22 protein-coding genes are annotated in these 20660 nt (G+C 35.8%); 14 read left to right on the plus strand and 8 right to left on the minus strand.

The annotated features are described in order from the left end of the window. Positions 1 to 165: 165 nt before the first annotated feature. The 5 genes from pyrB to ACKU4N_RS12700 all read left to right on the plus strand — a co-directional run bounded on the left by pyrB (position 166) and on the right by ACKU4N_RS12700 (position 4523). Positions 166 to 1071, plus strand: coding sequence for an aspartate carbamoyltransferase (pyrB, locus tag ACKU4N_RS12680; RefSeq protein WP_321316742.1), 906 nt, complete (start codon positions 166 to 168; stop codon positions 1069 to 1071). A 31-nt stretch (positions 1072 to 1102) separates the two neighbouring features. Further along, positions 1103 to 1561, plus strand: a complete 459-nt coding sequence (pyrI, locus tag ACKU4N_RS12685; RefSeq protein ID WP_101307913.1) for an aspartate carbamoyltransferase regulatory subunit — start codon at positions 1103 to 1105, stop codon at positions 1559 to 1561. A 133-nt stretch (positions 1562 to 1694) separates the two neighbouring features. Beyond that, positions 1695 to 2354, plus strand: coding sequence for a hypothetical protein (locus ACKU4N_RS12690; protein WP_321316746.1), 660 nt, complete (start codon positions 1695 to 1697; stop codon positions 2352 to 2354). Between the two features lie 227 nt (positions 2355 to 2581). Further along, complete coding sequence (locus ACKU4N_RS12695; RefSeq protein ID WP_321316748.1) at positions 2582 to 4072, plus strand: dihydrolipoyl dehydrogenase family protein; 1491 nt, start codon at positions 2582 to 2584, stop codon at positions 4070 to 4072. Positions 4073 to 4211: 139 nt separating this feature from the next. Next, positions 4212 to 4523: a hypothetical protein gene (locus tag ACKU4N_RS12700; protein ID WP_321316752.1), complete on the plus strand. Its 312-nt coding sequence runs from the start codon at positions 4212 to 4214 to the stop codon at positions 4521 to 4523. Between the two features lie 83 nt (positions 4524 to 4606). Here ACKU4N_RS12700 and ACKU4N_RS12705 read toward each other — a convergent pair whose 3' ends face one another. The 5 genes from ACKU4N_RS12705 to ACKU4N_RS12725 all read right to left on the minus strand — a co-directional run bounded on the left by ACKU4N_RS12705 (position 4607) and on the right by ACKU4N_RS12725 (position 6987). Next, a complete protein-coding gene (locus ACKU4N_RS12705) occupies positions 4607 to 4807 on the minus strand; it encodes a hypothetical protein (RefSeq protein ID WP_321316754.1) in 201 nt (66 codons plus the stop codon). Positions 4808 to 4872: 65 nt separating this feature from the next. Beyond that, on the minus strand, positions 4873 to 5415 hold the full coding sequence (locus ACKU4N_RS12710; protein WP_321316756.1) for a hypothetical protein: 543 nt from the start codon (positions 5413 to 5415) through the stop codon (positions 4873 to 4875). Continuing rightward, positions 5408 to 5923, minus strand: a complete 516-nt coding sequence (locus ACKU4N_RS12715) for an RNA polymerase sigma factor (RefSeq protein ID WP_124992778.1) — start codon at positions 5921 to 5923, stop codon at positions 5408 to 5410. Before ACKU4N_RS12715 ends, ACKU4N_RS12710 begins: the two co-directional genes overlap by 8 nt. A gap of 139 nt (positions 5924 to 6062) precedes the next feature. Beyond that, positions 6063 to 6578 carry a hypothetical protein gene (locus ACKU4N_RS12720; RefSeq protein WP_321316758.1) on the minus strand — a complete coding sequence of 172 codons (516 nt, stop codon included), beginning with the start codon at positions 6576 to 6578 and terminating at the stop codon, positions 6063 to 6065. Between the two features lie 49 nt (positions 6579 to 6627). Next, positions 6628 to 6987, minus strand: a complete 360-nt coding sequence (locus ACKU4N_RS12725) for a hypothetical protein (RefSeq protein WP_321316761.1) — start codon at positions 6985 to 6987, stop codon at positions 6628 to 6630. 326 nt (positions 6988 to 7313) lie between these two features. Between ACKU4N_RS12725 and ACKU4N_RS12730 the strand changes: the two genes are divergently transcribed. The 5 genes from ACKU4N_RS12730 (at position 7314) to ACKU4N_RS12750 (ending at position 14567) form a co-directional block, all read left to right on the plus strand. Continuing rightward, complete coding sequence (locus ACKU4N_RS12730; RefSeq protein WP_321316763.1) at positions 7314 to 9674, plus strand: TonB-dependent receptor; 2361 nt, start codon at positions 7314 to 7316, stop codon at positions 9672 to 9674. A gap of 149 nt (positions 9675 to 9823) precedes the next feature. Further along, on the plus strand, positions 9824 to 10399 hold the full coding sequence (locus ACKU4N_RS12735) for an RNA polymerase sigma-70 factor (RefSeq protein WP_321316766.1): 576 nt from the start codon (positions 9824 to 9826) through the stop codon (positions 10397 to 10399). Positions 10400 to 10484: 85 nt separating this feature from the next. Further along, a complete protein-coding gene (locus ACKU4N_RS12740) occupies positions 10485 to 11510 on the plus strand; it encodes a FecR family protein (RefSeq protein ID WP_321316767.1) in 1026 nt (341 codons plus the stop codon). After that, positions 11503 to 13353 carry a carboxypeptidase-like regulatory domain-containing protein gene (locus ACKU4N_RS12745; RefSeq protein ID WP_321316769.1) on the plus strand — a complete coding sequence of 617 codons (1851 nt, stop codon included), beginning with the start codon at positions 11503 to 11505 and terminating at the stop codon, positions 13351 to 13353. The genes ACKU4N_RS12740 and ACKU4N_RS12745 overlap by 8 nt, the downstream gene beginning before the upstream one ends. A 164-nt stretch (positions 13354 to 13517) precedes the next feature. Beyond that, positions 13518 to 14567, plus strand: a complete 1050-nt coding sequence (locus tag ACKU4N_RS12750; protein ID WP_321316771.1) for an LA_2272 family surface repeat-containing protein — start codon at positions 13518 to 13520, stop codon at positions 14565 to 14567. 57 nt (positions 14568 to 14624) lie between these two features. On the opposite strand, the gene ovoA is transcribed toward ACKU4N_RS12750, so the two are convergent. After that, positions 14625 to 16760: a 5-histidylcysteine sulfoxide synthase gene (gene ovoA / locus ACKU4N_RS12755; protein WP_321316773.1), complete on the minus strand. Its 2136-nt coding sequence runs from the start codon at positions 16758 to 16760 to the stop codon at positions 14625 to 14627. 165 nt (positions 16761 to 16925) lie between these two features. Between ovoA and ACKU4N_RS12760 the strand changes: the two genes are divergently transcribed. Beyond that, on the plus strand, positions 16926 to 17168 hold the full coding sequence (locus ACKU4N_RS12760) for a GlsB/YeaQ/YmgE family stress response membrane protein (protein ID WP_101307928.1): 243 nt from the start codon (positions 16926 to 16928) through the stop codon (positions 17166 to 17168). A gap of 69 nt (positions 17169 to 17237) precedes the next feature. Here ACKU4N_RS12760 and ACKU4N_RS12765 read toward each other — a convergent pair whose 3' ends face one another. Further along, positions 17238 to 17555 carry an antibiotic biosynthesis monooxygenase family protein gene (locus tag ACKU4N_RS12765; RefSeq protein WP_124992770.1) on the minus strand — a complete coding sequence of 106 codons (318 nt, stop codon included), beginning with the start codon at positions 17553 to 17555 and terminating at the stop codon, positions 17238 to 17240. Continuing rightward, positions 17552 to 18499: a LysR substrate-binding domain-containing protein gene (locus tag ACKU4N_RS12770; RefSeq protein WP_321316776.1), complete on the minus strand. Its 948-nt coding sequence runs from the start codon at positions 18497 to 18499 to the stop codon at positions 17552 to 17554. Before ACKU4N_RS12770 ends, ACKU4N_RS12765 begins: the two co-directional genes overlap by 4 nt. 248 nt (positions 18500 to 18747) lie before the next feature. Between ACKU4N_RS12770 and mtnN the strand changes: the two genes are divergently transcribed. The 3 genes from mtnN (at position 18748) to ACKU4N_RS12785 (ending at position 20499) form a co-directional block, all read left to right on the plus strand. Beyond that, on the plus strand, positions 18748 to 19452 hold the full coding sequence (mtnN, locus tag ACKU4N_RS12775; RefSeq protein ID WP_321316778.1) for a 5'-methylthioadenosine/S-adenosylhomocysteine nucleosidase: 705 nt from the start codon (positions 18748 to 18750) through the stop codon (positions 19450 to 19452). A gap of 10 nt (positions 19453 to 19462) precedes the next feature. Continuing rightward, on the plus strand, positions 19463 to 19942 hold the full coding sequence (locus tag ACKU4N_RS12780; RefSeq protein ID WP_321316779.1) for an S-ribosylhomocysteine lyase: 480 nt from the start codon (positions 19463 to 19465) through the stop codon (positions 19940 to 19942). A 107-nt stretch (positions 19943 to 20049) separates the two neighbouring features. After that, on the plus strand, positions 20050 to 20499 hold the full coding sequence (locus ACKU4N_RS12785; protein ID WP_321316781.1) for a DUF3592 domain-containing protein: 450 nt from the start codon (positions 20050 to 20052) through the stop codon (positions 20497 to 20499). Positions 20500 to 20660: the final 161 nt, after the last annotated feature.

Here is a 20660-nt window from a genome sequence, read left to right on the forward strand (position 1 = left end):
CGAAGTAAACATGATTTAAGGATTAATTCCCGCTTCGGCTATTTAGATAATCCTTTTCAAGAATATTTATCAAAAAACCCAACATTACTATCAATTATAGTAATTGTTGGTTTTTTTTTGTCCAAAAAAAACAATCATATTATAAACACACTTAATTTTTAATCAATGGATAACAAAAGTTTAGTATCGATCGACGACTACACAAAAGAGGAAATCCTGGAAGTATTAGCTAGAGCTGCTGAGTTCGAAAAAAATCCTAACTGCAACTTATTAGAAGGCAAAGTTGTTGCTTCATTGTTTTTTGAGCCGTCAACCCGTACACGATTAAGCTTCGAAACTGCAATTAGTCGCATGGGTGGAAGAATTGTTGGATTCACCGATTCTTCGTCATCAAGCGTTACTAAAGGGGAAACTTTAAAGGATACCACTAAAATGGTGAGTAACTATTGCGACCTTATTGTTATGCGTCATCCAATTGAAGGTTCTGCCCGATATGCATCTGAAGTATCTGATGTTCCTGTTATTAATGCCGGAGATGGTGCCAACCAGCATCCAAGTCAAACCATGCTCGATCTTTATTCCATCATGAAAACTCAGGGAACACTCGAAAACCTGAATATTTTTATGGTAGGCGACCTTAAATACGGTCGTACTGTTCATTCTTTATTGATGGCACTTTCTCACTTCAATCCTACCTTCCATTTTATTGCTCCACCCGAATTGGAAATTCCTCGTGCGTACAAAATTTTCATGAAAAAAAACAATATCAAATATTTCGAACACACCGAATTTAATGATATTATTAACGATGCTGATATTTTGTATATGACTCGTGTTCAAAAAGAACGGTTTGCTGACCCTTTGGAATATGAAAAAGTAAAAAATGTGTACATCTTAAAAAACGATATGCTTGACAACACGAAGGATAACATGAGAATTCTTCACCCGCTTCCAAGAGTAAATGAAATAGCTGTGGATGTTGATACCAATCCAAAAGCCTATTATTTTGAACAAGCTTTAAATGGTGTTTATGCCAGACAAGCTATCATAGCAAAAGCTCTTAATCTATAAATTCATACTCACGAATAAAGCACATCATCATATGAACACAAAAAAAGAATTGCAAGTAAGCGCTATTGAAAACGGAACCGTAATTGATCATATTCCTGCCGAATATCTTTTTCAGGTAATTACCATTTTAGGATTGGACAAAAGTAAAAACTCAGTGACTTTTGGAAACAATCTGGAAAGTAAACTATTGGGAAAGAAAGCCATCATCAAAATTTCCGACAAATTTTTTGAAGATGAAGAAATCAATAAAATCTCACTAATTGCTCCGCATGCAAAACTAAATATCATTCGTGATTACAAAGTTGCAGAAAAGAAAATTGTAGAATCGCCTGAAAAAGTTATTGGTATTGCTAAATGTATGAATCCAAAATGCATTACAAATGTAGAAGCTGTGACCACTCGCTTTAAAGTGATAAATAATTCTCCTATTACCCTGAAATGCCACTATTGTGAGAAAATAACAGATCACAAAAACATAGAAATTGTATAATTTGCATTTCATTGTCCCTCATATAAAAAGAAGTCCGTTTGGGCTTCTTTTTTTGTAGAATAAATATTCATCCTCCATTGATAAAAGGATAATTGCTACCTTTATATCCTCTAAAAAATAAATATCCCATAACATGACATCTTCAGAAGAACAGCTTCGAAAGCTAATATTACAAGCTATTGAGAAAGGGCAAAACGGAAAAATAAGGGCTTGTAATAAAGACTTGAATGCCATTTATTTGATTCTTAAAAAAGATCCTTTCTTACTTTGGGATGATACTGCAATTTCCCAATTGGGAAAGGCAATTATCATGATGCTCCATTTTGATTTGATTGACGATGAAGAACAAAATATTGGACTGGCTCATCTCTCCTATCTGTTTATTACCAGAGGAATTGAAAAAGAAGAAAATTTAGCTCCTGAAGAAGATCCGGCAGAACTTTTTCGCTTAAGAAAAGATCGCATTATTCTGATGAAAAGTTGTGATGATTCGTTTGTTGATAGTTTACAGGAATTCTATTTTGCGGATAACAAAGCCAAGGATTTGGATGAATATAACGATCAGAGAAAGGCAGTATTAAGTCGTCTGCCCTATCTTATATTTGCTGATATACATTTAATTGAACAGGAATACCAAAACCTTAGAGATGATGTATACTTACTTGAAACAGCAAATTTTATTGAGCACGAAAACGAGATGAGTGACGAGAACTTACAAGAGGGACTTTTACTGCACAAAATTTTGTATAAACACACTTATCAGAAGTTGAAAAATGAAGAATTACATTACTAACAACTCCTCAAAATCAAACTATAAATAAGACACACCAAACGTAAGAAAAAGACTTTTTTATCCGCAAAACATATAAAAGCTTATGGGTTTGCACTTTTATTTATATCTTTCTACCTAATTTCGCAGGAAACACAAAAATGGCTGCAATTCTTCCTGCTTCAAGTGTATCTTATTCAAATACAATGTGCACGAAATCCAGCCATTTAAAACAACAAACAAAAGTTTTTATGGATATAGAAAAATACGACCTTGTTGTCTTGGGAAGCGGCCCTGCAGGTTTCTCAGCAGCAATGCGTGCCATCGATTTTAAGAAATCTGTTTGTATCATCGAGGCGAATCATTTGGGAGGTGCCGGTATTATGAATGGTGCTTTAACTTCGAAGGCGATGTGGGAATTATCCCGCGATTTCTCAATCGCATCCTCGGTAATGAGAGGTTACCGGGCATCGGGTTTAAATGTAGATTACAAAAAAGTTCAACAAACCATTATACAGGCAGCAAAACAAAAGCAATTGCAGATGCTGTCGCAAATTGAGACTTATTCGAAACCTTCGGAGACTTGTGGAAATATTACTTTAAAATACGGCTGGGGAAAATTTGTCGATTCGCATACTGTTGAGGTGATTTCCAACGACAAAATAGAGCAAATCAAAGGCGATAATTTCATTATTGCAACAGGTTCCCGTCCGCGCCCAATGCCTGACGTTAAGATTGATAATGAGAGAATTATTGATTCGGAAGGCATAATGGATTTAAAAGAATTTCCGGAACGAATGATTATTATTGGCTCGGGAATTATTGGTTGTGAATACGCCACTATTTTTTCCAATTACAACCAGACAGAAGTACACTTATTGGATCGACAGCATAAGGTAATTCCTTATGAAGATGATGATTTGAGTAATTTTGTTGGGAAAAATTTAGAAAGCAACGGTGTAATTATACATCACACGGCAAATTTAAGAACAATTCGAAAACGTCCGGATTTTTTAGAAGTTGTACTGGATTATCAGGATGGTCATTCAACAGTAATAGAGGTAGATGTGGCTATTGTAGCTATTGGAAGAATGCCGAACCTGGATAATATTGGACTGGAAAATGTTGGAATCAACACTACAAATCGTGGTTATCTTGATATTAATGAAGTTTGTGCCACAGACAATTTTCAATCGTGCAACATTTTTGCTGCAGGTGATGTATCGGGGCATGCACAATTGTATTCGGTTGCCGAGCTGCAGGGCAGATATATTGTTGAAGCTTTGTATGGCAATTCAGAATATCCGTTGGACTACTCAAATATGTCAACATTAATGTTCTTTAAACCTGAAGTGGCGGCTGTTGGTTTGAACGAGAAAGCCTGCCGAAAAAGTGGTATTCCATACAAAGTTGCAACCTATTCAAACTCATTGGTAAACCGTGCTGTTGCCATGCGTGCTACCGATGGATTTGTGAAAATTATTGTAAGCGATGATGGTAAGGATCGAATATTGGGCATGCGTGCTGCAGGGCCGCAGGCTTCTACTCTAATTACTTCTATTGCCTACCAAATCACACAAAAAAGAACTCTGAAAGACATTCGGCAAAACGTTCATCCTCACCCAAGTATTAGTGAGGGAATTCAGGAATGTTTGCGGGTTTTTGAAGGAAAATCAATTTATAAACCCAAAGCTTTTCCCGATTTAATTAAATTGGAGAGTTGGAAACCTGAAAAAGTTTAAGCAAAAAAAGACGCGATTTTCGAATCTCGTCTTTTTTTTGCATTATTCAACTTTTCTTATTCGTGCTAAAAATGTTTTTGATATAAATCCCTGAAGATTTCGTAACTTTTAGTAACCCAAAATCTTAAAACAAACAGCTATGAACTCAACGGAAATGATGAACATTATAATGAATGGTGATTGGCGAAATACAGAAACAAATGATGTCTGTTCTTTTTCCTGGTCAGATTCGGATCATTCAATAACAATGAAATACATTTCCGGAGATAAAACGGGGCGTAAAGATTCCCATCAATTTGTAAAACTATATCATAATGCCGAGTACCTGAAAGATTGCAATCAGCTCCGCTATCAGAGTAACTTGTTTACCAGTGAATTTACACTTGAATCGGAAAATGGCCCCCTTTTGGTAGTATCGAATGTTTTTGGGAAAATGAAGTTGATTAGGTAAGTATTCCTATTGCAAAAAAGGCACGAGCTTATCACCCGCACCAATTGGCAATCTTTATTTTTGTGAAAAAAGAAACTCAAAACTTATTTTCCAAAACCAAGCACTCTTCTTTTCCATTTTTTCAGTCGTTGATACCTCTCAATTGACAATAGACCAATTAGACTAAAACAAATAGAAGTACCTATCAATATCCCAAGCAAAAAGTCAGGAGTTGCTGTAAATCTTTTCAAAACAAAGTACAAACACAAAGTGACCATACTCATCATTAATTTATTGTTCTTCATTGTATTTTTATAATTATTAGAAAATTAAAGCCGATATCATATATTTACATTCATTATTTTTTGTATTACTCACCCTCTAATTCAGTAATAAGAGCCAAAGCATTGTCGTAAAGAACTTTATATTTTATCCGCCATACCAGTAAACCAATCAAAACTGCTGCAATCATTACTACCCAAAAAATAAGCTGAAATTCAACGAAATTATCATCGCCTGATAACTTCAGGCTTAATCCAAAATTAACAATCAGCATGGCAACAAACACCCAAATATTTTTGAATTGAAAAGGTCTGTATCTTTTGACAACATTCTTCAACATACTTATTGTAGGTAAAGAATAATCAACATATTTAAATTCTTTATGAAATTTTCCAAAAACAATTACGAAAATCAAAAATGCAATTGGCATACAAAATCCGCTAACCAAATCGCGAACTTCTCTTGTCTCTAAATATTCAACTACGGTCCTAGCCGAATAAATTATCATCATTACAAGATAGAAAATCTGCATTCCCCTGCTTAAATTACCATAACTATTATCTTCCTTTTTTAATTTATCGATAAACGATCCCATACCGTTTGTATCCTGTGAAATCTTACTGTTATTCATGCTTGCCTCCTGATAATTTAGATTTTAACTGCTCTTTAATTCTATGAATCTTCACTTTTACATTGGGCTCGGTAATGCCAATAACATCAGCAATTTCCCGCATCGAAAGACCTTCGAGCATGAGCGACATCAGTGATTTATCGATTACCGACATTTGATTTAGCTCAATTTGCAGTTGATTCAACTGAGCTTCCTGCTCGAGCTTTTCCTTTGTGCCTTCATCAAACAGAAGAGAAAGATTTTCAGTATCGACATCTACAATCATCTGCATTTGTTTGAATGCTTTTCCGGTAAAACCCAAAGAAGTATTTACTGCAATCCGATAGATCCAAGTGTTGATTGATGCGTCACCCCTAAAAGAATCAAGGCTTTTCCAGATATTAACCAAAATATCCTGATACATATCTTTCCTATCCTCGTGATTGGGACTGTAATAGCTGCAAATCCGCCTAATTCTTTCGCCATTATCCGTGACAATATCATTAAACTTATTTTCCTTATTCACCATATTTATAGTTTGTGTACATATAGTTAGTTGGCAAGCATAACTATTAGTTACATTTTTCGAATATCTTTTTTTTTAAAATTTACTGTAATTATTACCCAACTGAGAAAACCTATTCCATTTCAAAGATTTGCTTGAGGTTTTAACGCTGAACTACCTCAGCAACAATTGCAGCAGGATCTTCCAAAATAGCCTGCTCCTCACGATTTAATTCCAATTCCCGAACCAATTTCTCTTTAGTTGGGTAATAAGTTGCGAACAGCAGCATAATCATAACGGCAAAACCCAGCAAGAGTAATTCGCCGGTAAGCAAATAGGTAATAATTGCAAAAAACACTGTTCCTTCAAGCAAAGCATATTTAATGATATTAACTGCTCTATAGGATTCCATTTTAGTTTTTAATTCAGCCACTTCTTTTGCCAGCTTTAGCTTTTTTCCGGCAACCAATTTGCTAACGACAAAAGTTACCAGAAAAAACAAGGGTATCATAATCATGAACATAGTGCGCAACACTTCATCGCCGGCCACAACTGCTCCTTGTGTTTGATTGATAAAAACGGCAAAGGATGCGAAAAACACCTGACCAGTTAATAAGGCAGCATGAATAAGGATACTGCTGCGTTGGTACTGCTGAAAGTTTTGTTTTGTTTTATTCATATTGGTTTAAGATTTTTCTTTTTGATAGATACTATTTCTTAGATAAAACTTACTTTGAATTCATATAAACAGTAACCGATTTTGAGTTCAGCAAAACCAAAAGTACAATCAGTGTGATGAATAATGCTGTATATGCCATAGCGTAATTCAGGCCCATTGCAAAAGCCATGAATATTGTGGCAAACAAAATAAATCCTGTTAGAATTCCTGCAATGTGCCGAACAAATTTCCATTTTGCAAGCAAGCCAATGGCCAGAATAATACTTAAACCACCCATTATTTTAAAATGCCCGGTTTCTGATACAAAATATTCTTTGTACAAATCGGTTACAATAGGTATTGCAATAAGAATAATGGCAGCACAAAGTGTTGCTTTAAATCCTTTTTGCTGGTAAAATTTTAAATTCATAAAATTGTAATTTTCGTTTCGTATTTATCTGAAATAGATCATTTATCTGTTTCAATTCCCGAATCTACAAAACAGAAATTAGCTAACAAAACATTTATATCGAAAAATTTAAACCTACTTTATAACATAAAAAGACTACTTTATCTTATTCTATTAAACCGTGGCTACATTACCAATAAAAAAGGAGGGTGTCATTAAAATCACCTGAAAAGGATCTCAAAAAAACTTTTCGCATTAAAATCATTTTTTCCGTTTCGCAGTAGGGGTATTTCTTTCTTCAATTGTCTTCCTGATGATTTTAAGAATAATAATGCGAAATAAAAATCATGAAAGTAAGAAATTACCTGTTAATGTTACTGTTGATTCTTGCATGGAATCAGGAATCCAAAGCACAATCAAATAGTAAACTGTACTCCCAAACCATTCGGGGAACCATCATCGATCATGAAACCAAACAAGGACTTATTGGAGCTAATATTGTGATTCTAAATTCCGATCCATTTAAGGGAACGGCGAGTGACATGGATGGCAATTTCATTTTAAAGCAGGTCTCTATTGGCCGAATTTCCATACACATTAGCTGTTTAGGCTACGAAGCAAAAAACATCGCAAATATTGAAATAGGTTCAGCTAAAGAAGTTGTTCTGAAAATTGAATTAATCGAATCGCTTACACATATCGAAGAGGTAACAGTTCATCCGAAAACAGCCAAACACGAAACTTTGAATAAAATGGCTACTGTAAGTGGTCAGGCTTTCACCGTTGAAGAAACCAGCAGGTATTCGGGATCTTTGAACGACCCTGCCCGTATGGTATCAGGTTATGCCGGTGTTTCGGGCGACGGTGAGGGCTCAAATGAAATTATTGTACGAGGCAACTCTCCCAAGGGAATTCAATGGCGAATGGAAGGAATAGAAATACCAAATCCAAATCATTTTGCCGACGAAGGATCAACCGGAGGTGCAATTAATGCTCTAAACAGCAGCATGCTGAGCAATTCCGATTTCTTCACGGGTGCCTTCACTGCAGAATACGGAAATGCCTATTCCGGAATATTCGATATTAATTTACGTTCGGGTAATAACGCCAAACACGAACAGGCCTTTGGATTTAGCACTTATGGTATCGATTTTACTGTTGAAGGTCCTCTAAAAAAGAATTACTCCGGCTCTTATTTAGCCAACTATCGCTATTCTTCACTTGAACTGTTGGATAATATCGGATTGGTAGATTTCGATGGTGTTCCCAAATATCAGGATGGATCGTTTAAAATTGTACTCCCTACCCAAAAAGCTGGTAAATTCACTCTATTTGGTCTTTTGGGAAAAAGCAACATCCTGGCTAAGGAAGAGAATGATGAGGAAACGATTACTCTTGGGGAATACAATGTCAATTCAGATCTTACTGTAATTGGAATATCAAACCTTTTGCCCATTGGTAAAAAATCGTACCTGAAAAACACTTTAGCCTACTCAGCAACCAATACTCAAAATGAATCAAGAATCTTAGGTGATGACAATACTATGTTTGTTGCCTTAAATGAAAAATATCAACACAATTACTTTAAATATGTCAGCACATTCAACACAAAACTAAATGCTAAAAACAGTGTAAAGGCCGGAATTGAATACACCCGTTTGGGTTTTGACATCAAGAGTGTTAACGACTTTAAAAATACCGGAGCATTTACAACAGATGTAAATTCCGAAGGTAAGTCTCATTTATTCCAATCCTTTGTGAACTGGAAATACAGAATTACATCAGACTTCACTGTAGTAAGCGGAGTGCATGCAAGTTATTTTAAATTGAATAATGATTACACCATTGAACCAAGAGTTGGATTGAAGTATCAGTTTTTATCCAACCAATCATTTTCCTTTGGCTTTGGTATGCATAGCAAAACAGAGAGTCTGTCCACCTATTTCGTTCAATTGCATGATAATGAAAACAATACCTACACGCCAAACAAAAATTTAAAAATGAGCAAAGCCATACACTATGTACTTGGCTATAACAATCAGCTGAACTACAACCTGCATTTAAAAGCAGAGGCCTATTATCAGGATTTATATGACGTAGCTGTTGAAAACGACCCAAACAGTAAAATAGTACTTCAGGATATAAAAGAGGGTTTGGCCAATTTTGATTTTGTAAACGAAGGTACTGGTAAAAACTACGGTTTGGAGTTAAGTCTGGAACGATTCTTCCATAACAATTTTTACTATTTGCTTACCGGATCTTTATACGAATCAAAATTTACAGCCTTAGATGGTATTGAACGCAATTCAAGATACAATGGAAATTATGCGACCAATCTGCTTATTGGAAAAGAGTATAAAGTTGGACAAAATGATCAGAACAGAATTGGTTTAAATGGAAAAATAACATTCAGAGGAGGACAATATTATACACCTGTAGATTTGATGAAAAGCCAGAAGGCTGGAGAAACGGTATATCTCGCCAATAGTGAATTCAGCAAACAAGGAGATGATCTTTTTATTCTGGATGTTTCGTTCTCCTACAAACTAAACCGCAAAAAAACCCAGCATGAATTCAAATTTGATATTAAAAATGCAAGTAATAATAAGACCAAAATATTGGAAAGATATAATGAAGCAACTCATAAAATAGAAGATGGTGAACAACTGTCTTTATTGCCTAGTTTGCAGTATATACTTTACTTCTAAGGCTAAATAAAACAGACTAAAACAAATAAACACCACGCAAGAATCGCAAAAAACGTTCCTTGCGTGGCATTCTATTTATATATCAGAGCTTTAATTAATTTACATCATAAAAAAAACATTTACCTTTGTTGCTCTTAACTAGCTTAACATTGACTACAGAAGAAACAATACGATCGGAATGTATTAACAGAATAGATTTCGAAACTTTGTTTAACGCCCATTACAGTCGTTTGTGTTCTTATGCCTATAATTTTCTGAAAGAAGAAGAAGGATCCGAAGAAGTTGTTCAGGAAGTTTTTTTCAAACTATGGATTCACCGACACGATATTCACATTGAAAGTTCAATGGAATCCTATTTATTCCGTGCCGTTCGAAACTCCAGTCTAAATCTGATTAAACACATCAATATCCGCGAAAAATACAAAGAACATAACCGACAAGAAATCGAATATTCCGAACGCCTGGAAAATGATCCGATGAATGTTTCCGAATTGGAACTTAAAATCAGAAGCAGTATTGATCTGTTACCAGAACAACGAAGGAAAATATTTATTCTAAGCAGATATGAGCAACTCAAATACAAAGAAATAGCTGATAAATTGGGGATATCTGTTAAAACAGTAGAAAATCAAATGGGAAAAGCCCTGCAATTTTTGCGAAAGGAATTGGCAGACTATCTCCCGTTGCTGCTTCTATTCTTCCATCATTTTTTTAACGGTGAATAGGGTTAAACACAATTACAATTGTCATACTTATAAAGAACAATACACCAAATAAAAGCAATACCCGATTAAGAGAAATTAATTGTGCATGAAAAACGATAACCTACATATTAATGATACATTCCTTGCCAAATTCCTTTTGGGTGAAACCAACAAGGAAGAGCAAAACATGGTTATTCGTTGGCTGGAAGAAAAGGACGAAAACCGCAGACATTTAGATCAATTGGAACAAATTTGGCTGGAAAGCGGCAAATTAAATCCTCATCCAATTTCGGTTAATAAAAAATCAGCGTGGGCAAAGCTATCTTCCCGGTTGGATCAGCATGAAAAAACCCTCTCCCCGTCTATTCAACGGTTTTCCCGATTTAGAATTGCTTTAATCAGCTCTGCAGCGGCATTCATTCTTATTCTTTTTGGTATTTTCAATTGGTATTCCGATGATTATACTCAAACAGAAGAATTCTTACTGACCAACACCAGCCAATCTACCATTCAGGATAGTTTACCTGATGGATCAAAAATTTATTTGAATAAGTTCGCTCACATTAGCTACCACACCTCAAAAACCAAGCAACGCATTGTAAATTTGCAAGGTGAAGCTTTCTTTACTGTGAAAAGAGACACTCTCAGACCATTTATTGTTAATGCAGGTATTGGCGGCGTTAAGGTATTGGGGACAAGCTTTCAGGTGAAGATGAAAGAAAACGGAGATATTCTTGTGGATGTGAATTCCGGTAAAGTAGAACTATTCCGCCCAAATAAAACTCAAACCGATACCTTGCACATGATTTTAACCAATAACGAAGGAGGCTTAATTTCGAGCCAACAAGATACTATTATAAGATTGACAAGCAATTCTTCGGCTTTTTTCTGGGTTGATAAGAGATTGTCTTTCAGAAATAAACCCTTAAAAGAAGTATTCAAAGTACTTGAATCCTGTTATCAAATCACTATAAAATCAGACAATCCTGAAATAAACAATCTGTACTACTCTTCTTCATTCATTGATGAAAATGCTGAAAATGTGATTAAAGTTATCTCAAAGACATTTAACTTAACTTACAGCAAAAAAGAAAACACGTTTATGATATCATACCCGGAAAAGAATGAATAAAATTGCCCTGATTCTATCAATAACAATAGCCTGTATTCTCTGCACCATGAAGATACAGGCTCAAAACTTTCTGGAAAAGAAGATCAACCTGGAAGTTACAAATCAAAGTACGGAAACAACAATGTTTATTCTAGAGAAACTAGGAGGCTTTAACTTCTCTTTCGATGCAATGTTACTCGACCCAAGTAAAATGATTTCGATTAAGGGCAAGCATCAATCTCTCGAAGAAATATTGGATGAACTTTTTAAAGGAAGATTGACCTATAAAGTGATCGGTTCGCATGTTATCTTACAATCGAAAAATAAGTCTGGTTTGAGCAGTACAATGTGGGTTTTATCTGGTGTGATTACAAATTCAAACGGAAATCCACTCGAAAATGCAATTGTTTATGAGGTGAATCGGCAAGCTTCATTCATTACCAATCCTAACGGAAAATACCTGCTGCATTTAGAAGGCAATCAAAATTCTGCTATTAACTTTAGCTGCAAAGGATACAAAGACACCATTGTCTATGTTCAGGCTGGTAAAAAACAACAGCTAAATATTGTTCTTAAACCATGGCAGGCACAAAGCATCTTTAAAACAGAACCAGCTTTTGCCCAAAACTTACATTCCAGAACCAAAGCAATTAATTGGGCCTACACCAATAAAGAGTTGCAGGATATTGGTTTTGTCAACCTGATGGTGACGAACAAAGCGCTCTATATCTCCAACAACCTCAATGTGAAAGAAGTACGATTTGTTCAGGTATCATTTATTCCCTCTTGGGGAACCAATCAATTAACAAATGGACTGGTTACAAACAAATTATCTATGAATATTATCGCCGGATATTCGGCAAATATTGAGGGGTTCGAAATTGGAAGCGTAGCCAATATCATCCGGCAGGAAATGAATGGTGTCCAAATTTCCGGCGTTGCGAACGTAGTGGGTGAAGATGTGCATGGTGTTCAAGCTTCCGGTGTTGTCAATACAAATCTGGGAAACATGGATGGAGTTCAACTAGCTGGAGTAATTAACAGAGTAAAAGGCGATATAAAAGGCCTTCAAATGAGTGGAGCCATAAATTCTGCTGCGGCAAAATCATTGGACAGCGTCCCCTACAGAGGTTGGAACGGACAAATCAGTGGAGGAATTAATCTGCATGGTGGTGAGCGAATTAATCTGCAGGTTGGTGGTGTCTACAATCAGGCAAACTCGGTAGATGGTCTTCAAATTTCGGGGGCAATTAATATGGTGAGAGGGACAACCAATGGGGTGCAAATATCTGGGATTTACAATCAAACAGACAAGTTGAGGGGCATACAAATTGGTCTCATCAATTTTGCCGACACTATTGAAAATGGTTTTCCGATTGGATTGGTGAATATCATTAAAAACGGCTACCACAAATGGGAACTTTCAACCGATGAGTCGTTCTACTTTAATGCAGCCTACAAAACGGGTGGCAAAAATCTTTACAGTTTTCTAAAAATTGGAGCGGGTAAATATCTTAACGCTGCTTATGGTATTGGCTGCACAAGCAATACCAACCGTAAATTTTCAGTCAATCTGGATGTGTCTGGTTCTTCCCTTTTTAACACTGATTCAGACTACGATGTTTTTGCCGGTGATCTGTACCGGGCTCAGCTGGGTCTTACAATTAAACTGAATAAAAACATCACCCTTAGTACGGGTCCATCTTACAATTTCTGTAGTCCGGATAAAGAACAAAATCAGATTTCAAAAATTAATTTCTCCAGTAAAAACACCATGTATTTTGGAAATTATTATCTGGATCAAGCTGTTGCAACACTTAAAAATCAATATTGGCTTGGCTGGCAATTCGGCCTTAGATTCTAAACATTTATAATCTGATTCAACACAAAGAACATGAAAAGATATGGATGCACTTCTGCATTCTTCTTATTTTCTTTCCTAGCATCATTTTTTTGAAATTGTAAATAGGGGTATCTCCCACTACAATTGTCCTCCTTCTATAAGATCATAAAATCAAATTTATAGAAATGACAAAAGTAAGAATTGTACTAGCATGCATGATACTGAGCTTAGTAAGCCCGGCTATTGCCCAAAACCACACAAAATATCAAGTCGGCTTTGTTTCTCCTATCGGAACCAATGGAACAAATTCAATCAACTACATCAACGATTATTCCTTTAACTTACTGATAGGGATTAATGGTGGTGTAAATAAAATGGAAATTGGCGGCTTAGCGAATTACAACCAAGGAAAAACAAATGGATTTCAACTTGCCGGAGTTACTAATGTTACCAGAAACAAAGCAGATGGCTGTATAATTGCCGGAGTCGCTAACTTGATAATTGATGATGCAAAAGGATTTCAGCTTTCTGGTGTAGGCAATATTAATTCCAGGAATTCAAATGGAGTAATGATATCCGGTGTTGCCAATATCACAAAAGAAAATGCCAAGGGGTTTCAGTTGTCCACGGCAAACATCACCAAAAACAAATTAAATGGTGTGCAAATAGGAGCTTTCAACTATGCAAAAATCCTAAAAGGAAGTCAAATAGGTGTTTTTAATCTTGTCGACAGCCTTGAAAGCGGCACACCAATAGGCCTTTTCTCTATTGTAAAAGGAGGTTATTATGCGCTTGAAATTTCTACCAATGATGTTATTCACGCTAATTTAAACTACAAAATGGGTGTTGAGCATTTCTATACCCTATTTACAGTTGGATTTGATAGATACAAGGGCAAAGATCTTTTTAAATACGGCACCGGATTTGGAAGTTTACTCCCCATTGGTCAAAGATACAAGTTATCCATTGAAGCAACATCAAACCAATTGGTATACGATAACGACTGGAGTGAATTAAATCTTTTAAACACATTGCAAACCAATTTTCATTTTCACTTTACTCCTCAATGTTCCCTCTTTGCCGGCCCTACCCTTAATGCTTACATAACCAATAAGAAAGTTGGTGAACAATATGGAACAATAGACATTCCCCACACGATCTACGATCATACAAGCAGTAAAAACAAATTATTTGTATGGATTGGTTTTAATGCTGGTGTTTCATTCCAATTTTAACCGAAACTAACAAAAAAGAACCGCAATTGTGTAATGCGGTTCTTTTGTTTTCATGAATTATTTCTTTCTCCAAACCGTCATCTGCGATATGGTATGTTGAAATTTCCGCGATGTTTCGCGAATTACAAAAGGAACATCCTTGGGCTCATCCAGTAATTCAAAATGGTCTTTTAAAACCTCCTTTAAACCATCTAATGTTGTGTAAGGTTCTCCATCTTTTCGGAATCCTCCTACCCACTTATCAGCCTCGGTAAATTCTTCCAGCCAAGTATAGGGTGAAGTGAGAACCAAAATTCCACCATCATTGATCCGAAAATGCATCTCTTGCAAAAATTGAATCGGATCGTACAGTCTGTCGATTAAATTGCCTGCAAACACCAAATCGTATCCGGTATAAATGGGTTTTAAATTGCAGGCATCTGCTTGAAAAAATTCAACTTTATCGCGAACAGAATCCAAGCCGCAATCATCTAACTTAATTTCCTGATAACTTGTCAGTTTCCCTTCTTCCTGTCGGATATACTTTAATTTTCCGGTTTCTTTCAACTGAGTTCCAATACGAATGAAACGGGCTGAAAAATCCAAACCTGTTACCTTATCAAAATATTTCGCCAACTCGAAAGTTGTTCTGCCCGTTGCACATCCTATATCCAGTGCATTTCCTTTGTTCAGACTTTTTAAATGATCTTTGATAAAAGCAAGACAAGTTTTAGAATAATCTTTCACACCAAAATATTCCTTTCCATACTGGAATTCACAATATTGCGATACTAAACCATCCGTTTCATAGTAATCTGTTTCAATTAGCACCTCCTGATCTGATTCAATGTATCGAAAACCAGCATGTTGAAAAAAATGACGCCGAAAAGCATAACGGGAATCGCGAATGGCCAGATTTCCTGTCGATATCCAGGAACCACCTTTAATCAGATTGTGCTTGGCATCAAAAGTTGGCGTTGAAAAATCATCGTAAAACGGATGAATCTCAAAACCATCCAAACCTGAAATAGGCATCTCTGTCCATTGCCAAACGTTACCAATTACATCATAAAAACCACCGGTTTCAAATTTATCCACAGGACAGGATGAAGCGTAATGCTCCAAATTAATATTCCCGGGAGCCGTTTCCCATTCAGGTTGATCTGCAATTTTTAATGAATCTCGTAAGCGATAATACTCTGCCTCGGTTGGCAGACGCAAAGTTTTGCCTGTCTTCGCAGATTTCCAGTTACAGAAAGCCTTTGCTTCCAGATAATTTACCTCAACAGGCCAATTCCAAGGCATTTCAATCATCTCGAGCATGGTACGAAGCTTCCATTCGCTTCCTTCTTTCAGCCACCACAAAGGATGCTCACATTTTTTATAAGTCACCCAGCCCCAGCCTTCTTCCGTCCACCATTTTTCTGTTTTGTATCCATCATCGTCAACAAAAGCCTTAAACTCCTCATTCGTAACCAAAAACTTAGATGCATGAAATGATTTAATTTTAGACTGGAATTCTCCAAACTCATTGTCCCAGCCATACAAGGCATTGTCCTTGCCTTTTCCTATTCTTACCTTTCCCGATTTCACTTTTAACAATTCATTGACCGGAGCATTTCCCCATTCCTTACAAATCTTAAACAACAAATTGGGTTTTATCAAATAGATGGGCAACTGACGAATCAGTACCGATGATGTTTCGATATGAATTCGCTGATGCTCTATTCCCATCAGTATTACCCAAAACTGACTTTCCCAATTGATAGGAATTTTCAGCGGAAGCTCTAAAATCAGCTTCTCAATCATCTTCTTTGCTTCATTACGATATGCCAGAGTTTCCTGCATCGTTGGCCATTCGTAATGTTTGTCATTCAAATCATCCCACGACATTTCGTCCACTCCCACAGCAAACATCGATTCAAATTTTGGATTTAATCTATCGGTGATGATTCCTGCCAATATCAATTTATTTACGAAAAAGGTGGCTGTATGTCCAAAATAAAAAGCCAGAGGATGGCGCAATGGATCAGCCCGGTGTAAAAATGCCTCTTGTCCGTTTAAGCAATCGTATAGGAGTTCATCCAATTCCCATGTCTTTCTAAAATAGTTGAGAATCTCTTTTCTTTTTTCTTCTGGATTCCCTTGGTTCAATATCGGTGTTTTAGTCACCAATAAATCTTGACGACTCTTTGTTTCTATCATATTTTCCATAAAATTTCAGCTTTGAATATTCCATTTTCATTGCAAAAATGAAGTTAATAATTATTCTTATCCATTCAAAAATCCATTGCAATGCAAGACAAGTAATCAACAATAAAAGGATTGTTTTTGTTTTAAGAAATTTTAGTAATTTAATAAGGCACTAATTCTCAACACATGAACTATCTTATTTTTTTACTAATTGGACTTGTAGCCGGATGGATTGCGAGCATTTTATTAAAAGGTCGTGGTTATGGCATGATAATCAACCTGATTTTAGGTGTTATTGGTTCCTTTATAGGAGGTACAATCTTTGGTATTTTTGGGATACATTTAAATGGATTCTTTGGTTTGCTTATATCTGCAACAGTAGGAGCTATTGTGCTAATTTGGGTGGTAGGCTTGTTTTCGAAGAAATAAGGCTCGTTTTACAGCATTCACCCCTAAATCCCCTTTAGGGATTTGGGTTACATTTATGAATCCGAAACACTATTTCTCGAAAAAATAATCCGATTCCACCTTACAGATTCGAACAGCATATTTTTCGTACCAATTCTCTTTGCCTCTTTCCTGAGCAATTTGATGAGCGGGATGTGCCTGCCATTTTTTAATTGCATCTAAACTCTCCCAATAAGAAACCGTTATTCCAGTCTCCTCCCTTGCTGATTCAACACCTAAAAATCCTGCTTGTCTTTTGGCCAATTCCATCATAGATTCAGCCATTTCTGAATAGCCATTATCAGCCGTTGTTTTTATTGATGAAAATATAACAGCATAATACGGTGTCCCGTTAGTTTTAGCAATCATTTTTCTATAAAATTAGTTTTTACAATTTCCTTATCTTCTCCACTAAGCATTTGCGAAGGAACACTATCTTTAATAACCTGATTAATTACATTTAACAGATTTCGTCTCACTTCTGTTTTTAATGAAACCATAGTCACCTCTCTCACCTTCTTCCTCCCTTTAATCTCCTTTATCATTTCCTCCTGCTCCGAAGGAATCATCAAAGTAGAAAGTTCCGGCAAAAAAGTAATTCCTCCTTTGTATTCAACAATTCTTCGAAGTGCATCTATATTATTGCTCTCATAAACAAAATTTCCGTTCTGATTCGATTGAATACTGCAAATATTAGTCACCTGATCCATAAAACAGTTTCCTTCTCTTAGCAACCAAACATCCGAATAATCCAATTTATTAATGTCTATTTTATCCTGTGAATACAACTCATGTTTATCAGACACATACAAATAAAACTGCTCGTAAAATAAGGGAGCCAAATCCAAATTACTTTTCAATTCAATTGGTGTTGAGATAATTCCACCATGAAAAGTTCCGGTTTTAATTCCCCGCAAAATATCTTCGGTAATTGCCTCCTGAATCCTTATTTTAATCCTGGGATACTTTTTATTCAACTCATCGATAAACAAAGGCACAAGAAATGGCGATAAGGTTGGAATAACGCCCAGGCAAACCTCTCCCTGAATTTCTTCAGACAATTGAATGGCAAAATCTTCCAGTTGCTTCGATTCTGTCACCAAAAGTTGTGCTTTTTCCAAAAAAGCAATTCCATTTAAGGTCGGTTCCACATTTTTGGTCGACCGATCGAAAAGAATAATACCCAACTCATCCTCTAAAGCCTGTATCTGCAAACTAACAGCCGGCTGCGATACTCCCATAGATTTGGCAACACCGATGTAACTTCCCAAACGGCCTAAGGCCAAAGCGTATTTTAATTGTTTTAAGGTCATTCAATAACTTTTTCTTATTTGAACCATGAAGTTAATTAAATTTTGTTTAAATGGATTTTGAATTGAAATTTTAGACCGGTGAAAAAACAACCAATAAAGTTAATCGGGCTTGAGTGAACAGGAAGATAGTTTTGTACCTTTGGCAATTCACAAAAAAAGTTGACAAACTTGAGAATTGACGAAGTATTTAAGAGTGTGAAGATAAATAGTCTAATCACTTATTGCTCTCATCAGAAATCTTATTAAGTATGAAAATTGGAATTATAGGTGCAATGGAAGTCGAAGTTGTGAAGCTTCGCGATCAATTGTCCAATAGAAAAGAACAGAAAAAAGGCTCCTTTGTTTTTTATACAGGTACTTTAAACAATGTTGAAATTGTTTTGCTTCAATCGGGTATTGGAAAAGTAAATGCAGCTATCGGGGCAACTTTACTCATCGACAACTTTAAACCTGATTATATAATCAACACAGGTGCAGCAGGAGGTTTCCCCGGTGATTTAAAAGTTGGTGATATCGTAATATCCGAGGAAGTTATTCATCATGATATGGATTGTACTGTTTTTGGGTACAAAATAGGACAAGTTCCCGGAATGCCGACAAGCTTTGCCGCTAACGAAAAATTAATTTCTTTGGCCGAAAAATCGGTTCATCAGTTAACTGATTTACAGACAAAAAAGGCATGTATTCTAACAGGCGATCAATTCATGAATAATGCTGAAGCAACCAACAAGATAAAAACATTATTCCCTGCAGCCGAAGCTGTGGAAATGGAGGGTGCCGCAATTGCACAAACCTGTTATCAATTCAATATTCCATTTGTGGTTATCCGATCTATTTCGGATATTGCAGGACAAGAGAATGCAATGGAATATCAGGAATTTGTAGAAATAGCCGCGGTAAATTCAGCCAAAATGGTGACTGAAATGATACGTGAGTTAGGAAATCAGAAATAAAAAAAAGAAAATGGAAAAGATACAAAGCTTTACAGTAGATCACAATAAATTAAAAAGAGGGATCTATGTTTCCCGCAAGGATAAAGTTGGAGCCGAGACATTAACAAGTTTCGATATCCGAACTAAATTGCCAAATCAGGAACCGGCAATGGATATACCAGCCATGCACACCATGGAGCATTTGGGTGCTACCTTTTTAAGAAACCATAAAGAATGGGCAGACCGCACGATTTATTTCGGCCCAATGGGTTGTCGTACGGGTTTTTATGCAATTTTTAGCGGCGATCTGGAATCAAAAGATATCGTAAAGGTAACTCAGGAAATGTTCGGTTTCATGGCTAATTTTAATGATGAGATTCCAGGAACAAACAAGATAGAATGTGGAAATTACATGAGCCACGATTTACCAATGGCAAGATGGGAATCAAACAAATTTAAAACTGAGGTTTTAGAACATCTTACTGATGAGAATTTGAATTATCCTGAATAAAGAATAAGAGATAAAGCATTTAAAGAGACTGTTATTCTTATCAAGAGGCAGTCTCTTTTTTTTGTACAAATTTCATTATATTTATTACTGATAAATATCTGTACAAAATGAAAATTTCAGGATTTAAATTTCTTATTATTACGATTTTAATACTGCTAATTCCAATTTATGCAAATTGGAAGCTTATAGCGTACGGTGAAAAAACAGAAGGCGTAGTAGTAAAAATAGTAGAAGAAAACACCGGCATGTTACTCTCTTTTTATTCCGTTATTGCTTACGAAGCAAATCAAAAGCAATTTACTTTAAAAGGTCCTGAGAATGTTGAATATCCTATTGGAAAAAAATTTCAGATTCTTCACTCAAAGAAAGATCCACAAAATGCGATCATTTTTTCTATAAAAGGCTTATACTTTAACAAATTCGCTTCGATTTCCATCGTATTATTCATCCTGTGGATCGCATTTTACCTTAGTTTTTCACCAAAAAGTGCAAACAGAAATTCCGGAAAGCAAACAGTTAATTCAAATAAAAAAAATTGCAGAAAAAAATTGGTTTAAAACTGATTTCCAATCTCCCAATATCAAAAAAACAAAACCTTCCCTTATTCATTTTACATTCCAAACATTTTAATTCTAAATTGCAGCAAGTATGCTGCGAAAACTAAACAAATCATAAGGAAAACCAGTCAGATTTTACTAATTTGGCAGGCAAACATTCT

This window comes from Labilibaculum sp. (assembly GCF_963664555.1).
Lineage (GTDB): Bacteria > Bacteroidota > Bacteroidia > Bacteroidales > Marinifilaceae > Labilibaculum.

Bases quoted from the DNA above. Each gene is read 5' to 3' on its own strand.
- ACKU4N_RS12730 (WP_321316763.1), top strand. From the start codon at position 7,314: ATGAAAGTAAGAAATTACCTGTTAATGTTACTGTTGATTCTTGCATGG.
- ACKU4N_RS12700 (WP_321316752.1), top strand. From the start codon at position 4,212: ATGAACTCAACGGAAATGATGAACATTATAATGAATGGTGATTGGCGA.
- ACKU4N_RS12745 (WP_321316769.1), top strand. From the start codon at position 11,503: ATGAATAAAATTGCCCTGATTCTATCAATAACAATAGCCTGTATTCTC.
- ACKU4N_RS12765 (WP_124992770.1), bottom strand. From the start codon at position 17,555: ATGATTGCTAAAACTAACGGGACACCGTATTATGCTGTTATATTTTCA.
- ovoA (WP_321316773.1), bottom strand. From the start codon at position 16,760: ATGGAAAATATGATAGAAACAAAGAGTCGTCAAGATTTATTGGTGACT.
- ACKU4N_RS12705 (WP_321316754.1), bottom strand. From the start codon at position 4,807: ATGAAGAACAATAAATTAATGATGAGTATGGTCACTTTGTGTTTGTAC.
- ACKU4N_RS12715 (WP_124992778.1), bottom strand. From the start codon at position 5,923: ATGGTGAATAAGGAAAATAAGTTTAATGATATTGTCACGGATAATGGC.
- ACKU4N_RS12710 (WP_321316756.1), bottom strand. From the start codon at position 5,415: ATGAATAACAGTAAGATTTCACAGGATACAAACGGTATGGGATCGTTT.
- ACKU4N_RS12785 (WP_321316781.1), top strand. From the start codon at position 20,050: ATGAAAATTTCAGGATTTAAATTTCTTATTATTACGATTTTAATACTG.
- ACKU4N_RS12770 (WP_321316776.1), bottom strand. From the start codon at position 18,499: ATGACCTTAAAACAATTAAAATACGCTTTGGCCTTAGGCCGTTTGGGA.
- ACKU4N_RS12725 (WP_321316761.1), bottom strand. From the start codon at position 6,987: ATGAATTTAAAATTTTACCAGCAAAAAGGATTTAAAGCAACACTTTGT.
- pyrB (WP_321316742.1), top strand. From the start codon at position 166: ATGGATAACAAAAGTTTAGTATCGATCGACGACTACACAAAAGAGGAA.
- ACKU4N_RS12690 (WP_321316746.1), top strand. From the start codon at position 1,695: ATGACATCTTCAGAAGAACAGCTTCGAAAGCTAATATTACAAGCTATT.
- ACKU4N_RS12695 (WP_321316748.1), top strand. From the start codon at position 2,582: ATGGATATAGAAAAATACGACCTTGTTGTCTTGGGAAGCGGCCCTGCA.
- mtnN (WP_321316778.1), top strand. From the start codon at position 18,748: ATGAAAATTGGAATTATAGGTGCAATGGAAGTCGAAGTTGTGAAGCTT.
- ACKU4N_RS12760 (WP_101307928.1), top strand. From the start codon at position 16,926: ATGAACTATCTTATTTTTTTACTAATTGGACTTGTAGCCGGATGGATT.
- pyrI (WP_101307913.1), top strand. From the start codon at position 1,103: ATGAACACAAAAAAAGAATTGCAAGTAAGCGCTATTGAAAACGGAACC.
- ACKU4N_RS12750 (WP_321316771.1), top strand. From the start codon at position 13,518: ATGACAAAAGTAAGAATTGTACTAGCATGCATGATACTGAGCTTAGTA.
- ACKU4N_RS12780 (WP_321316779.1), top strand. From the start codon at position 19,463: ATGGAAAAGATACAAAGCTTTACAGTAGATCACAATAAATTAAAAAGA.
- ACKU4N_RS12740 (WP_321316767.1), top strand. From the start codon at position 10,485: ATGAAAAACGATAACCTACATATTAATGATACATTCCTTGCCAAATTC.
- ACKU4N_RS12720 (WP_321316758.1), bottom strand. From the start codon at position 6,578: ATGAATAAAACAAAACAAAACTTTCAGCAGTACCAACGCAGCAGTATC.